The following is a 14,858-nucleotide window of genomic DNA, read 5'->3' as shown; positions in this document are numbered from 1 at the left end:
AATCCGTAAACAACTAATTAACAAAACCTTAAAAAAAGGTTATTTTCCCCTCTAACTTCAACATTCAAATCGTTACAACTATCTTAAAAATCTGCCGTATATTTGTTATTCATTTTACAATTTATGACTAAGAAAATCACTATCGCTATTGACGGTTTTTCATCAACAGGAAAAAGCACTATTGCTAAACAATTGGCTAAAAAATTAGAATATATTTATGTTGACACTGGCGCTATGTATAGAGCTGTTACACTGTACGCTATGCAACAAAACTATATTTCTGAAACCTTTTTTAACTCTAACGAGTTAATCGCTGATTTAGACAATATTTCTTTATCTTTTACCTTTAACGAGCAACTTGGTTTTGCCGAAATGTTTTTAAATGGGACTAATGTTGAAAAAGAAATTAGAACTATTGAAGTTTCTAAACTAGTGAGCAAAGTTGCTGCCATTTCTGAGATACGTAAAAAGTTAGTAAAAGAGCAACAAGAAATGGGTAAAAACAAAGGAATTGTAATGGATGGTCGTGACATTGGAACGGTAGTTTTTCCTAATGCTGAATTAAAATTATTCATGACTGCATCTGCCGATAAACGTGCAACTCGTCGCTACAAAGAATTGTTAGATCGTGGTGATAAAGTAAAGTATGAAGAAATTTTACGAAACGTACAAGAACGCGATAGAATTGATTCTACCCGAGAAGATTCTCCTTTAATCAAAGCCAATGATGCTATTGAATTTGACAATTCAGACATGGGACTTAAAGAACAATTTGAACGTATTATGAGTCTCGTAAACGCAAGAATTTAACACTCACAAAACAACATAAAACACCATTGAACCGTGCAAAATTTTTGCAAGGTTCTTTTTTGGTTACTATGCATAAAATTGTATATTACATACATGAAAATACTAGAAAAAATCCTTAATGTTTCTCAAACACGAGAAGCAGACAATCACACTATTTTAAAAGAAGAAATCTCTTCTTTTGCTCTTATGGGGCAAGCGTCTCTTGCTTTTGTTAAAGCTATTGAACCTTTACTACAACGTTCGCAAAAAATTGCCATTGTTGGAGGATCTGGAAACAATGGAGGTGACGGATTTGCCATTGCTAGAATTTTAAGAAATAAAAAGTACAATATTCAGCCCTTTTTAGTGCAGTTTAAAGACACTCTTACTCCCGATTGTATTATTAATTATGAAAAACTACACGATACAATTGTCATAAATTCAACTAGTGAAATCCCTAGTTTTTCAGAATATGATGTTATTATTGACGGGATTTTTGGTTTTGGGCTTTCAAGACCTATTACTGGTTTTACAAAACAAGTTATAGAAAACATCAACAAAGCTAAAAAAACGGTATATGCTGTTGACGTACCTTCAGGATTGTACTGCGACACACTACCTGATTCTGAAACTATCGTACAAGCAGATATCGTAGTTAGCTTTCAACGACCAAAACTTTCTTTCTTTTTTCCTGAAAATGGAAACTATGTGAAAAACTGGAAAACTGTTGATATTGGTTTAGATGAAGAATTCGTTCAACGACAAGACAGCAAATACTTTATTCTAAATGAAAAAATTGTAGAAGTTTTAGCTACTAGACCTCGTCAATCTCACAAAGGAGATTACGGACATACCCTATTAATTGCTGGTTCGTACGGAAAAATGGGAGCTGCGACACTTTCTTCTAAAGCTTGCTTAAGAAGTGGTACAGGATTGTTAACCACATATGTACCAAAATGTGGCTATCAAATTATACAATCTTCAATTCCAGAAGCTATGTGCTTAACCGATGAGAATGAAGAATTCGTGACCCAACTACCAGAAATTTCCAAATACGACGTTGTCGGGATAGGTCCTGGGTTAGATACCAACGAAAAAACAGCACAAGTTGTAAAAAAACTACTTTCTGAAAGTAAGAATCCACTTGTTATTGATGCTGATGCTATTAATATTATTGCACAAAATGAAGAGTTAACATCATTACTTCCTAAAAACTCTATTTTAACTCCGCATATTAAAGAGTTTGATAGATTGGTAGGAAAATCTGACACCTCAACAGAACGTTTTCAAAAACAACTTGAGTTTTCTGCAAAACATCAATGTGTAGTGGTTTTAAAAAATGCCTATACCGTGATTTCTTCTCCTGAAGGAAATTTATACTTCAACACCTCTGGGAACCAAGGAATGGCAACTGGTGGTAGTGGCGACGTACTTACAGGAATTATCACAGGTTTATTAGCGCAAAATTATTCGTCTTTACACGCTGCTTTATTAGGAGTATATTTCCACGGAAAAGCAGGAGACGAAGCTGCTAGTAAAAAAGGATACAATTCTTTAATAGCTTCGGATATTATTGACGCTTTACGTATAGAAAAACATTAATTTTCTTTAGAAAATGCTTGGATTAGTATTGCTAACAACATTACTAATCCACAACCTAAAGCGTTTAACCATAGGTACGGCAACCAATCAATATACCAAACAGCAATAATGATAACTTGTGTAATTATTGCGGCGATAAATACTGCATTTCCTTTTACAAACTTTATAAAAAAGGCCAACAAAAAAATTCCCAACACGTTTCCGTAAAAAATAGAGCCGATAATATTTACCAATTGAATTAAATTATCAAACAAATTAGCTACACAGGCGACTAAAATTGCCATGATACCCCAACCTAACGTAAACCATTTTGACATTTTTACATAATGCTCTTCGCTATATTCTATTGTGGTATTTCGTTTGTATAAATCAATTGCGGTAGTACCTCCCAAAGCATTTAATTCTGACGCAGTAGATGACATCGCTGCAGATAAAATTACAGCCAACAACAAACCTATCAATCCCTTTGGTAAATTATTCAGAATAAAGTGAATAAACACATAATCTTTATCGTTTGTTTCTACCTGAGCATCTGCTTTAGAGATAATGGTTTTTGCCTCTTCTTTTATCTCTTTATCTTGCTCATTAAATTCTTGAATTTGCGCTACATTTTCAGGGGTTAATCCTTCAAAAATCAATGCTTTTTTTCTTTCTTCAATAAAACGATGTTGTTCTTCTAACTTAACATATTGCTCTATTGTTTCAAGGTTGGAATTTGCTATAGCCTCTCCTGCTTTTGGATTAAAATTTAACGGAGACGGATTAAACTGATAAAATACAAACACCATCACTCCTACTAACAGAATAAAAAACTGCATCGGTACTTTTAACAGCCCGTTGAAAATCAATCCTAATTGACTTTCTCGTAATGATTTTCCAGATAAATAACGTTGAACCTGACTTTGATCTGTTCCAAAATATGATAGCATTAAAAATGTTCCTCCTAAAATACCTGTCCAAACCGTATATCGATTATTCAAATCCCAAGAAAAATCTAGTACTTGCATTTTATCAGAAGCTCCTGCAATTTCCAAGGCTTTCGTAAATGTAATATCATCTGGTAAATATTGTAATATCAAGTAAAAAGCAACAAACATTCCTGCAAAAATTACCGCCATTTGTTGTTTTTGCGTAACACTTACTGCTTTGGTTCCACCAGAAACGGTGTATATAATTACCAAAACCCCAATAATAATATTCAAGGTTATTAAATCCCATCCTAAAACAGCCGACAAAATAATAGCCGGAGCAAAAATGGTAATTCCAGCTGCTAATCCGCGTTGAATTAAAAACAGAATAGCTGTTAAGGTTCGTGTTTTTTGATCAAACCTTCCTTCTAAATATTCGTAGGCTGTATAAACTTTTAACTTGTGGTAAATAGGAATAAACACCAAACAGATAATTACCATGGCTATTGGTAATCCAAAGTAAAACTGCACAAACCCCATTCCACTATGAAATGCTTGCCCTGGAGTTGACAAAAAAGTTATTGCACTAGCTTGTGTTGCCATTACTGATAAACCAATCGTCCACCATTTACTTTCATTTCCTCCTTTTATGTAATCCTCTACATTTTTGCTTCCTCTGGTTTTCCAAACTCCGTATAAAACAATAAATAATAAGGTAAGCGAAAGAACAATCCAATCTATATCTTGCATAGTTATTTTGTATATAGGTTAGTAATTATGTAAAACAACACGATGTAAATTAGGTTAGCCACCAAGACGACCGTGTATTCTTTTTTCCATATATACTTTTTATCCATGCTTTGTTTGATTAGATTAATCTATTTATTTTTTTTAGAAAATCCTGTCATATCGAGTAAATTTCGTTTTCGATAAAAAAGAAACTTATCTCAAAACCTCTACAGACTGGTTCTCGATACTCCCGAAATTTCGGGATTCTCATTCCAATCGTAAAAATCACTCGAACTGACATCTTCACTTTTTAAATGTCTTTTTTGCTAAGTTAGGAAGTTTTTCAAATTGATTATTTACAAGCGCCTCTTTTTTAGCTCTAGACCATTTTTTAATTTGTTTTTCTTTTTCAATAGCCATCTCTACATTACTAAACTCACAATAAAACACAAGTTCAACAGGTTTTCTCATTGAAGTTTAACTGCCTTGAAAAGTTCCATCTTGATGCTGAAACATTCGTTGAGAGAGGTTTGACGTCATCCCCGTATAATAAGTCTTGTCAGAACATTGTAATATGTAAACATAATATACTTTCATTGCAAATTTGTTCTTAACTCTTCAAAACTTTCGCTGTCACATCGAGTGAATTTCGTTTTTTGATAAAAAAAAAGAAATTTGTATCGAGATGCTTACACACTAGTTCTCGATATAATTTTCACTCACTCCAATCGTGAAAATCACTCGAACTGACATCTTCACTTTTTAACAAAACTAAAAGACAGAATAGATTTTAATTCGTTTAGTCTTTGAACTGTCAATTTATAGATTTTAAAAACAAAAAATGGTATGTTTTTCTAAATCTTCATTTTTTTTGCTTTTGTTTTTAAAAATAAAAACGCTCTAAAACTAGTGTTCTAAGCGTTTTTGTTAACTATAAAAATTAAATGATTTTACTCATCCGTTAAGCTTTCCATAAAAGCAATTAAGTCTTGAATTTCTTTGTCTGATAAATTCAATTCATCTGGAGGTAAGGTTTGGTTTGGAACGTGATATCCTAAACCTTCTCCACCACCTTTGTTATAAAAATCAACAACTTGTTCTAATGTTTCATAAACTCCATTATGCATATACGGAGCCGTTTTTGAAATGTTACGAACGGTAGTAGTTTTGAAAAAGAATTTTCTTTCTTCAGTTTTAAATACATTGTATGCACCTAAATCATCATCCAACTCCGTTTCTGTTAAATTAGGAACACCGATAGACTCCACCTCTGTTTCTGTGAAGTTAGGAGGAACCGTTCCGTTAAACACTGGTGGAAAATGACAGGTTGCACATTTTGCTTTCCCCATAAAAAGATTGAATCCGTTAACCTCAGAAGCCGTTAACGTGTTTTCTTTTTTATTGATGTTTTTATCAAACTTAGAACTAAAATCACCTAAACTTCTAATGTAATTTGCCATCGCATTTCGGATGTTAAAATCACTTACTTTTCCGTATAAATCGGTAAACGCTTTTGTATATACACTATCTTTTTCAACCGTTTCAGTTAGATTCTTTAAATTGGTATGAAACTCATTTTTATTTTCAACAACGCCCACAATCTGACCTTCTAAACTACCTGCTCTTCCATCATGAAAAAAAGTTTGTTGGTAGGCTGCATACGGTAATGTTGGAGTGTTTCTTAACTGCTTTGGAAACGTTGCTAATCCGTCAGTAAATGCTTTGTCTTTTATGTGACAAGTAGCACAACTCATTACTCCGTCTTTTGACAAACTTTTATCGTTGAACAACTTTTTTCCTAATGCTATTTTTTCATCTGACATTGCGTTTTCTAACTGATGGTAATCGTTAAAGAAATCCACATTAAATGTTTCTTTTGAAAACAACGAAGTGATGTTATTGTTGAACGCCAAAGTTAATGGGAACTCTACTTTCCAGTCTTCCGCAGTATTTGCTAACAATTCCAATTGCTTATGTGCATGGTTTTGAATAAAATCGAAACGATTGAACGCAGCAAATTCTCCTTCTTCTAATACTTTTTGAGTTGCTTGTATTTCATTCAACCAATCAGTATATAAATTTTCATTTGAAAATTCATTTTTATAAGTATTTATAATGAAAAGTATGGTTTCATAATTTGTTTTAGCCTCAGTTAACGACTGCTCCAACACAGGCGAATCAAAACCTGTAATTCCTACCAAAGCTATTCGTGCCATTTGATCGCGTAGCAACCACAACGTATGGTATTTTTTTAAATACAATGTGTTGTTTCCTGCTATTAATTTAAGTCTGTTTGCTGTAGTTTTAACGATGTTATTCACTTCAGCAACATCCACCTCATCTTCGTGTAATAATTCTTCAATAACTTGAAATCCTAAAGGGTTTCTTATTTTAACATCCGTAGCATCTTCTTCATCAATCTTTAAAATATTAGGAGCGTTTAAGCTCTTGTAATTTTCTTTATCAGAAAAAGCCAAAATAGGTTCTATTAACTTGAATTCTCTCCTTGCTAATTTGTATTTTTTTATTTTTTCTGAAACCGTTTCAACAGTATTTAATTCTTCTAACAGCACAATACAACTATCGAGGTGTTGTGTGTAATACTCTTGAATTTTCAACACCAAAGCTTGATTATCAACCTTCGCATATCTAGCTGTTTTTTCTTGTTTACAACTAACTATAGATACTAGAAAAAGACACATGATAACATGTGCCTTTTTTATTTTTTGAAAACTGTTTGTCATTATCTGTTTAATCCTTGAACAATATATAATTGACTTCCTTCTTTTTCAGTTTCAGCTGCATCGTTTGCTAAAGCATCTGTAAACGCACCACCATCAGCAGGAACCCATCCGTGGTTTTGAGTAATTAATAAGAATGTATCGTTTACTCCGATAGTTTCAGAAATGTCGATCATACCTGTAATTTCCCAAGCACTTTCTTGATAAGAAGCTCCGTAACCTGCAGCCGTAGCAGCTACTTGATCACATTCTAATACTTTTTTAACATCACCTGTGTTTAAGTTATATTGATATAAACTTGCAGCGTGGTTTTTATCTCCATCAAAATATCCGTTAGGATCTTCTTGAATATACGCATAGTTATCGGTAACTACAATGTTATCTGGACTATGGAAATCTTTCGCTTTACCGTCTAATTTATCACCATCTAACACACAAGTAATTTTAGCAGCGCCTGTTGGATCGTTTTCATTTAATTCTACTTTATACACACGTCCGTAAATAGTTCCTTTTCCTACTAAACCATCTTTTTTACGACCTGTAACACAAAAATAGATTTCACGGTTGTTCTTAGCAGAACCTCTTCTCCAGTCGATATCTTCTAAACGAGAGAATCCCATTACTCCTTTTTCTTTTGCTTCAGCATCTAATAAATCGATGTTCTTTTCAGTTAACTCAACAAAAGTAGCGTTGTAAGTTTGACCTTCAGCCATATCCATTTCGTAAGTAACTCCTTCGTCAGTAACTTTTAATCCGTATAATTTACCTCCGTTTAAATCTCCTCTTTCACCAACATACATTCCTAATTGACCTGAAGGAACTTCGTTATCAGAGTGATCATCACCAATAAATAAAACTGTTTTATCTGCATAAGCATCTTTACCTATTACTACTGCATTTTCTGTAGACCATTGTCCCATTGCAGTTAACATATTTGGAGTACCTGCTGCTGAAGCTTCTTTGAAAGGATCAGTTGCGAAAACACCTTTAGATGCTCCTCCCCATTCACCTCCTGATAAGTATAATGGTCCGAAACCATGCTCTTCCATAGTTACTAAAGAACCTGAACATTGAGCTGTACTTGCAGTTGCGTTTGCATTTAAAATATATTCACCATGAACTGGCTTAAATGTTTTATCTAATTTGATACGAGCGATTGAGTAATCTGCTTCAATATTGTTGATTAATGTAAATGTTCCGTCTGAATTCTTCATTAATCCTGCACCATCTGCCATAGAACCATACACAAAGTTTGGAGTTTCTTCTAATTTATCTTCTGAAGATAATAAAGGGTAAATTTTTACTCCTGAAAACTCAGATTCTAATTTTAAAAAATTAGGGGTTTTAGAGTGTGCTTTTAACTCAACTGACTCTCCACTTCCTGGTGTATTAGACCCACTTTCAGAATCACAAGATGTTAATGTAGCTACTGTACAAACACCTAAAAATCCTAATTTCAATAAATTTTTCATTGTTAAATTTTATTTTAGTTTTTATAGGCGCAAATCAACAACACTAACTTTAAGAATATTTTAGCTCCAGTTTAAATCTACCTCAACAAAACGTTAACTGCTTTAACAAATCTTTAACCAATTTCAATCCTGAAATTTTAAACAAAAGAAAACCAACACATTAACAAATATGTTGGTTTTACAATTTTTAATACAGTATTTATTTTCTACAACTAAAGTCTTTCTTTTATGATGTTTTCTACAACTTCTGGGTTTAATAATGTTGAAACATCTCCTAAGTTACTCAATTCATTATGTGCTATTTTACGTAAAATACGTCTCATAATTTTTCCTGAACGTGTTTTAGGTAATCCTTCAACAAATTGAATTTTATCTAATTTTGCTATCGGACCAATATGTTCGGTTATTATTTGATTTATTTCCTTTCGAAGATTGTCTTGATTTCTTTCTTCTCCTGTTTCTTTTAAAATCACATAACCGTACAACGCATTTCCTTTAACATCGTGAGGGAAACCTACAATAGCACTTTCTGCTACTGCTGGATGCTCATTTACAGAATCTTCAATAGGTGCAGTACCTAAATTATGACCAGAAACAATAATTACATCATCTACACGACCTGTAATTCTATAATACCCAACTTCGTCACGTAGTGCTCCATCCCCTGTAAAATACATATTATCATACGCAGAGAAATAAGTTTCTTTATAACGTTGATGATTTCCCCAAATTGATCTTGCCATAGAAGGCCAAGGATATTTTACACACAAACGACCATCTACCTGATTTCCTTTAATCTCTTTTCCGTTTTCATCAATTAACGCTAATTGAATTCCTGGAAGTGGTAACGTTGCGTATGTTGGCTTTGTTGGTGTTAAATATGGTAACGGTGAAATCATGATTCCTCCTGTTTCCGTTTGCCACCAAGTATCTACAATTGGGTTTTTCTTTTTTCCTACATTATCATTATACCAGTGCCACGCTTCTTCATTAATTGGTTCTCCTACCGTACCTAATACTTTTAACGACGATAAATCGTGACTATCTACAAAATCTAAGTTCTCTTTTGCTAAAGCTCTAATAGCTGTAGGTGCTGTATAAAACTGAGTTACTTTATGCTTTTCAATAATTTCCCAAAAACGTCCAAAATCAGGATAACTAGGCACCCCTTCAAACATTACTGTTGTAGCGCCATTGGCTAACGGACCGTATACGATATAACTATGCCCAGTAATCCAACCAATATCTGCCGTACACCAATAAATATCGTTTTCTTTATAATTGAATACATTTTTAAATGTATATGCTGTGTACACCATGTACCCTGCTGTGGTATGTAACATTCCTTTAGGGCTTCCTGTTGAACCAGAGGTATATAAAATAAATAATGGATCTTCAGCATCCATAATTTCAGGAACACAGTCTTGATAAGCTTCTTCTAACAAAGGCGCTAACCATTTATCGCGACCTTCTTTTAATTCTATATCAGAATGAATTCGTTTCGCTACTAATACTGTTTCTATGGACGGGCAACTCTCTAACGCTTCATCTACAATACTTTTTAAATCGATTGTTTTCGCTCCTCTGTATGAACCATCGGAAGTAATCACCATTTTTGCTCCACAGTCATTAATTCTTGTTGATAATGCCGTAGACGAAAATCCTGCAAACACTACAGAATGTACTGCTCCTATTCGAGCACAAGCTAAAATAGAAATTGCTAACTCAGGAATCATCGGTAAATAAATACAAACTCTATCTCCTTTTTTAATTCCTTGTTCTTTTAACACATTCGCAAACTTACATACGCGTTTGTGTAATTCCTTGTAAGAAATATGTTCTGCTTCTTCATCTGGATTATTAGGTTCAAATAAAATAGCTGTTTTATCTCCTCTAATATGTATGTGACGATCTATACAGTTTTCTGTAATATTTAGTTTTGCTCCTTCAAACCATTTAAACTCTGGTTTGGAAAAATCATATTCTACAACTGTATCCCATTTTTTTCTCCAAACGAAGTGCTCTTCTGCTATTTCTTCCCAAAATAATTCTGGATTTCTTACTGACTTTCTATATAATTGAAAATATTCTTCTAATGTTTTTACGTGATAGTTACTCATTCTTATACACCTTTTTATTTTAGCTTAAGCCACTAAAATAAATCATTTTTAATTGTTTATCAACTTATTAATTCCTTCTTCTTAAAACATAAATCAATCTTCTTCATTTTGCAATAAGCGAGAATGCACAATAAAACGAACTCCTAAAGGTATTTCTAATGAGAAACTAGAACCTCTACCTTCAGTTATATCTATTGTTAAATGCGTATGTTTCCAATATTCAAATTGGTCTCTATTCATATAAAAAGGGACTTCATCTAACACACCTAACAGAATATCACTTTCATCTAAATACATTTCATCTTTAGGAAAAATCATTGGTGATGATCCATCACAACACCCTCCGCTTTGATGAAAAATCAAATCTCCATGTTGTTTTTTTAGTTTTTCAACTATTTCTTTTGCTGCATCTGTTATTGCTACTCTTTGCATATTATATTTTTTTTATAAAATACTGAGCTTTAAAAAGCTCAGTATTTTCAAACAACTAAAAGAACCCTAACTTGTTTTTATCGTACGATATCAACATGTTTTTAGTCTGGCGATAGTAATCCATCATCATTAAGTGGTTCTCCCTACCAAATCCTGATTTTTTGTACCCTCCAAATGGTGCGTGAGCTGGATAGGCATGATAACAATTTACCCAAACTCTTCCTGCTTTAATAGCTCTTGGAATTTGATATAACTGATGTGCATCACGTGTCCAAACCCCTGCTCCTAATCCGTACATGGTATCATTCGCTATTTCTAAAGCTTCTGCTTCATCTTTAAACTTTGTAACACAAACTACGGGTCCGAAAATCTCTTCTTGGAACACACGCATCTTATTATGCCCTTCTAAAATAGTTGGCTTAATGTAAAAACCATTTGCCAACTCTCCATCTAGCTTATTAGCTTCTCCACCACATAATACTTTCGCTCCTTCTTCTTTTCCTATTTTAATATATGCTTGAATTTTTTCGTATTGATCGTTAGATGCTTGCGCACCTACCATCGTATTTACATCATACGGACTCTTTTGTACAATTGCTTCTGTTCTTGCTACCACACGTTCCATAAACTTATCGTAAATATCTTCTTGTACTAAAATACGTGATGGACAGGTACAAACTTCTCCTTGATTAAAAGCAAATAGCACCGCTCCTTCAATTGCTTTATCTAAAAACGCATCATCTTCATCCATTACACTATTAAAAAAGATGTTTGGAGATTTTCCTCCTAACTCCATTGTAACAGGATTTAAGTTTTTAGAAGCATACTGCATAATCAACTGTCCTGTAGTAGTTTCACCTGTAAAAGCTACTTTATCTATTCTTGGGCTCGATGCCAATGGTTTTCCTGCTTCAGGTCCAAAACCATGTACTACGTTTAACACTCCTGGAGGAAAAACACCTGCTATTTTTTCCATTAACAATGTTGCTGATGATGGAGTTTGCTCTGCTGGTTTTAACACCACACAGTTCCCTGTTGCCAATGCAGGAGGCAACTTCCACGATAACATTAAAAGAGGGAAGTTCCAAGGAATAATTTGCCCCACAACCCCCAAAGGTTCTTTAATGTTCATTGATAAGGTATTTTGATCAAGCTCTGTTGCACTTCCTTCTTCTGCTCTAATGGCAGCCGCAAAATAGCGCCAATGATCTACTGCCAAAGGAACATCAGCATTTAATGTTTCTCGTATTGGTTTTCCATTATCACAGGTTTCTACTAATGCAAACTCTTCTAAATTTGCTTCAATTATATCTGCTACTTTATTTAGCAATGAAGCTCGTTCTGCTGCTGAAGTGTTTCCCCAACTTTCCTTCGCTGCATTGGCTGCATCTAAAGCTAACTCTACATCTTCTTTTTGTGATCTTGGATATTTTGCTATGATACTATTATCTACTGGAGATCTATTTTCGAAATATTCTCCTCCTAACGGAGCAACAAACTCTCCATTAATAAAATTAGCATACGTGTCTTTAAACTTTGGTTTAGTATAACTCATAAACTTTGTATTTTTGTGTTTTTATTTGAATTTAGCCAACGAAATAACACATCCTTAATTAATCATGTGTAAAAATGAATATTTCGTAATTTTTGTAAATTTATAATATCATATAGCTAATACATTGAACATATTTATTAAATTGTAACACATATCTATTATTCCCCAAAAAACACAAATAGAATTTTGTACTATTGATTATGAATCATTTATTAAGTCGACATAAGGAAAGCCGAAAACTCACTACTTTAGTTGAAAATAGAACCACCTATAATGCTGAATATGCTGAGTTAAATATTTTTGAAACTCATAAGTATGCTGAACAAATTTCTTTAACTTTTGACTTTCCTGTTATTGCCAGTATGCTAACTGGTAAAAAAATAATGCATCTAGAAGGAATGGATCCTTTTGATTTTTTTCCGGGAGAATCTGTGGTTATGCCTAAAAACAAAGAAATGATTATTGATTTTCCTTTGGCAGATAAAAATAACCCTACTCAATGCTTAGCACTAGGTATCGATTCACATAAAATTGAAGAAATTGTTGAAAAATTCAACCACAACGTAGCTATAGAACGTGAAAATAATAACTGGAATTTGAATGACACTTCATCACACTTAGTTCATAACACAGATATTAATCACTTAGTAGGGCGTTTAGTTCATACATTTACTGAGCAAAACAAATCTAAAGACATTCTTCTTGATCTTATGATACAAGAACTGATTGTTAGACTACTACAGACCAAAGCTAAAGCATTCATTTTAAATGACCCTACAGACACGTTTTCTGATACGCGTATAGGCATGGTTATTAAATTTATAAAAAACAACCTTACTAATAAAGATATTACCGTTGAGCTTTTAGCTGAAAAGGCTTGTATGAGTACCTCTCATTTTCATAAAAAATTTAAAAACACCTTAGGTATTTCTCCTATAGACTATATCAATTCTGAAAAAATTAAATTTTCAAAAAAACTTATAAAACAATCTAAAAACTTACGTATTTCTGAAATAGCCTACAAATCAGGGTTTAATAATATTAGCTATTTTAACAGACAGTTTAAAAAAATGGAGATGATCACTCCTCAACAGTTTAAAAAGTCTTTTATAAAAGGATAAGTCTTCTATTCTTTTTCAAAAAGCTTTTATCATTACATTTGTTTACTATGGTAATCACGCTTTTTTTAGATGTTTTAAGTACTAATTGGTACATAATCTTACTTTTTTTTATTGTAGCTGTTCTATACTCTTCCGTTGGTTTTGGTGGAGGCTCAAGTTATTTAGCTGTTTTAGCGCTTACAGGATTACTTTTTACACAAATAAGAGCTACTGCTTTACTGTGCAATGTGATGGTCGTTACCGGAAATGTTTTACTATACTTACAACAAAAGCAATACAACTGGAAAAAGGTTATTCCGCTTACTTTATTTAGTATTCCTTTAGCTTTTTTAGGGGGATATCTGCGAATAAGTCAGACGTTTTTCTTTATTCTCTTAGGTTTTACATTACTTTTTGCTGCTATTACTATGTGGATTTCTAACAAAGTAGTTACCGATAGCAACAACACCAACGACTTAAACCTTGCAAAAAATGCTGGTTATGGCGGAGTTATTGGTTTTATCTCTGGAATGGTAGGTATTGGTGGTGGTATTTTCTTAGCTCCGCTACTTCATTTAACCAATTGGGACACTCCTAAAAAAATAGCAGCTACAGCAAGTTTTTTCATTTTAGTAAATTCAATTTCTGGTTTAGTGGGACAGTACACAAACCCTGAGTTTTCTATCGACTGGAAACTTACTTCTATTTTATTAATCACCGTTTTTATTGGAGGTCAAATTGGTAGCAGAATGAGTAACCAATTTTTTACCCCTACACAACTAAAAAAGGCAACCGCTATTTTGATTGCCTTTGTAAGTATTCGTATTTTATGGAAGTATTTACTTGTGTAACGCTAATTTTAGCCTAACCAAGCATTCATCATCCATATTGTTTTCTCTTGTTCAGCAATAAAATCGCTCATCATTGAGTTTGTTCCTTCGTCTTCTGCTTCATCAGACAAATCAAGAATTGTACGTTCTATTTTTAATAATTCAGACAATGAACTAATAATTAGTTTAACTGCTTCAACATCGTTTGAAATGTTTTTTCCTACAGGAACTTTAGATACACTTGTGTAATCATCAAAAGTATGTAAAGGAGTTCCCTGTAACGTTAAAATTCGCTCTGCGATTAAATCTACTTTTTCTTGTGCATCGGTATAAAACTCTTCAAATTTCATGTGTAACTCAAAAAAGTTTTTCCCTTTAATATTCCAGTGTAAACCTCTTGCGTTTTGATAATATACTTGAAAGTTAGCTAACAACGCATTTAACTCTTTTACTAATGTTGTCGTTTTTTGCTTGTCTAACCCTAAAATTGTAGTTGTCATAGTATGTTGATTTTAAGTTTTTTACTTTTTCTACTGCAAATTTAGCACAACTTTTCATACTTAGATTATAAAGGTTATTG

Annotated in this window: 11 protein-coding genes and 1 pseudogene; 4 read left to right on the top strand and 8 right to left on the bottom strand. The window is 33.1% G+C overall.

Annotated features, from left to right (window positions below):
- The first annotated feature begins 123 nt into the window (after positions 1 to 123).
- Together cmk and ACR9ES_RS13755 are read left to right on the top strand one after the other, a co-directional pair.
- Positions 124 to 810, top strand: coding sequence for a (d)CMP kinase (cmk, locus tag ACR9ES_RS13760; protein WP_435254602.1), 687 nt, complete (start codon positions 124 to 126; stop codon positions 808 to 810).
- 93 nt (positions 811 to 903) lie between these two features.
- The gene (locus ACR9ES_RS13755) at positions 904 to 2,391 is read left to right on the top strand and encodes an NAD(P)H-hydrate dehydratase (RefSeq protein WP_435254601.1); all 1,488 of its coding nucleotides are present in this window, start codon (positions 904 to 906) and stop codon (positions 2,389 to 2,391) included.
- Here the strand turns inward: ACR9ES_RS13755 and ACR9ES_RS13750 are convergent.
- From ACR9ES_RS13750 to ACR9ES_RS13720, 7 genes and pseudogenes are all read right to left on the bottom strand, one after another.
- Positions 2,388 to 4,049 carry a sodium:solute symporter gene (locus ACR9ES_RS13750; RefSeq protein ID WP_435254600.1) on the bottom strand — a complete coding sequence of 554 codons (1,662 nt, stop codon included), beginning with the start codon at positions 4,047 to 4,049 and terminating at the stop codon, positions 2,388 to 2,390. The genes ACR9ES_RS13755 and ACR9ES_RS13750 overlap by 4 nt on opposite strands.
- 282 nt (positions 4,050 to 4,331) lie before the next feature.
- Positions 4,332 to 4,625: pseudogene (locus ACR9ES_RS13745) on the bottom strand (GIY-YIG nuclease family protein).
- A gap of 353 nt (positions 4,626 to 4,978) precedes the next feature.
- Positions 4,979 to 6,730, bottom strand: coding sequence for a cytochrome-c peroxidase (locus ACR9ES_RS13740; protein ID WP_435254599.1), 1,752 nt, complete (start codon positions 6,728 to 6,730; stop codon positions 4,979 to 4,981).
- A gap of 41 nt (positions 6,731 to 6,771) precedes the next feature.
- On the bottom strand, positions 6,772 to 8,241 hold the full coding sequence (locus ACR9ES_RS13735; RefSeq protein ID WP_435254598.1) for an alkaline phosphatase PhoX: 1,470 nt from the start codon (positions 8,239 to 8,241) through the stop codon (positions 6,772 to 6,774).
- Positions 8,242 to 8,453: 212 nt separating this feature from the next.
- Positions 8,454 to 10,361, bottom strand: a complete 1,908-nt coding sequence (acs, locus tag ACR9ES_RS13730; protein WP_435254597.1) for an acetate--CoA ligase — start codon at positions 10,359 to 10,361, stop codon at positions 8,454 to 8,456.
- Between the two features lie 93 nt (positions 10,362 to 10,454).
- Positions 10,455 to 10,793 carry a DUF779 domain-containing protein gene (locus tag ACR9ES_RS13725; RefSeq protein ID WP_435254596.1) on the bottom strand — a complete coding sequence of 113 codons (339 nt, stop codon included), beginning with the start codon at positions 10,791 to 10,793 and terminating at the stop codon, positions 10,455 to 10,457.
- Positions 10,794 to 10,848: 55 nt separating this feature from the next.
- On the bottom strand, positions 10,849 to 12,348 hold the full coding sequence (locus ACR9ES_RS13720) for an aldehyde dehydrogenase family protein (protein WP_435254595.1): 1,500 nt from the start codon (positions 12,346 to 12,348) through the stop codon (positions 10,849 to 10,851).
- 200 nt (positions 12,349 to 12,548) lie between these two features.
- Here ACR9ES_RS13720 and ACR9ES_RS13715 point away from each other — a divergent pair, with 200 nt between their 5' ends.
- Together ACR9ES_RS13715 and ACR9ES_RS13710 are read left to right on the top strand one after the other, a co-directional pair.
- The gene (locus ACR9ES_RS13715) at positions 12,549 to 13,469 is read left to right on the top strand and encodes an AraC family transcriptional regulator (RefSeq protein ID WP_435254594.1); all 921 of its coding nucleotides are present in this window, start codon (positions 12,549 to 12,551) and stop codon (positions 13,467 to 13,469) included.
- A 47-nt stretch (positions 13,470 to 13,516) separates the two neighbouring features.
- Positions 13,517 to 14,299 carry a sulfite exporter TauE/SafE family protein gene (locus tag ACR9ES_RS13710; RefSeq protein ID WP_435254593.1) on the top strand — a complete coding sequence of 261 codons (783 nt, stop codon included), beginning with the start codon at positions 13,517 to 13,519 and terminating at the stop codon, positions 14,297 to 14,299.
- A gap of 8 nt (positions 14,300 to 14,307) precedes the next feature.
- Here ACR9ES_RS13710 and ACR9ES_RS13705 read toward each other — a convergent pair whose 3' ends face one another.
- Positions 14,308 to 14,778, bottom strand: coding sequence for a Dps family protein (locus ACR9ES_RS13705; protein ID WP_435254592.1), 471 nt, complete (start codon positions 14,776 to 14,778; stop codon positions 14,308 to 14,310).
- Positions 14,779 to 14,858 lie beyond the last annotated feature (80 nt).

The organism is Tenacibaculum sp. A30 (assembly GCF_051200845.1).
Taxonomy (GTDB): domain Bacteria; phylum Bacteroidota; class Bacteroidia; order Flavobacteriales; family Flavobacteriaceae; genus Polaribacter.
This window is presented reverse-complemented; position numbering and strand designations above follow the sequence as displayed.

Bases quoted from the DNA above. Each gene is read 5' to 3' on its own strand.
- cmk (WP_435254602.1), top strand. From the start codon at position 124: ATGACTAAGAAAATCACTATCGCTATTGACGGTTTTTCATCAACAGGA.
- ACR9ES_RS13755 (WP_435254601.1), top strand. From the start codon at position 904: ATGAAAATACTAGAAAAAATCCTTAATGTTTCTCAAACACGAGAAGCA.
- ACR9ES_RS13750 (WP_435254600.1), bottom strand. From the start codon at position 4,049: ATGCAAGATATAGATTGGATTGTTCTTTCGCTTACCTTATTATTTATT.
- ACR9ES_RS13740 (WP_435254599.1), bottom strand. From the start codon at position 6,730: ATGTGTCTTTTTCTAGTATCTATAGTTAGTTGTAAACAAGAAAAAACA.
- ACR9ES_RS13735 (WP_435254598.1), bottom strand. From the start codon at position 8,241: ATGAAAAATTTATTGAAATTAGGATTTTTAGGTGTTTGTACAGTAGCT.
- acs (WP_435254597.1), bottom strand. From the start codon at position 10,361: ATGAGTAACTATCACGTAAAAACATTAGAAGAATATTTTCAATTATAT.
- ACR9ES_RS13725 (WP_435254596.1), bottom strand. From the start codon at position 10,793: ATGCAAAGAGTAGCAATAACAGATGCAGCAAAAGAAATAGTTGAAAAA.
- ACR9ES_RS13720 (WP_435254595.1), bottom strand. From the start codon at position 12,348: ATGAGTTATACTAAACCAAAGTTTAAAGACACGTATGCTAATTTTATT.
- ACR9ES_RS13715 (WP_435254594.1), top strand. From the start codon at position 12,549: ATGAATCATTTATTAAGTCGACATAAGGAAAGCCGAAAACTCACTACT.
- ACR9ES_RS13710 (WP_435254593.1), top strand. From the start codon at position 13,517: ATGGTAATCACGCTTTTTTTAGATGTTTTAAGTACTAATTGGTACATA.
- ACR9ES_RS13705 (WP_435254592.1), bottom strand. From the start codon at position 14,778: ATGACAACTACAATTTTAGGGTTAGACAAGCAAAAAACGACAACATTA.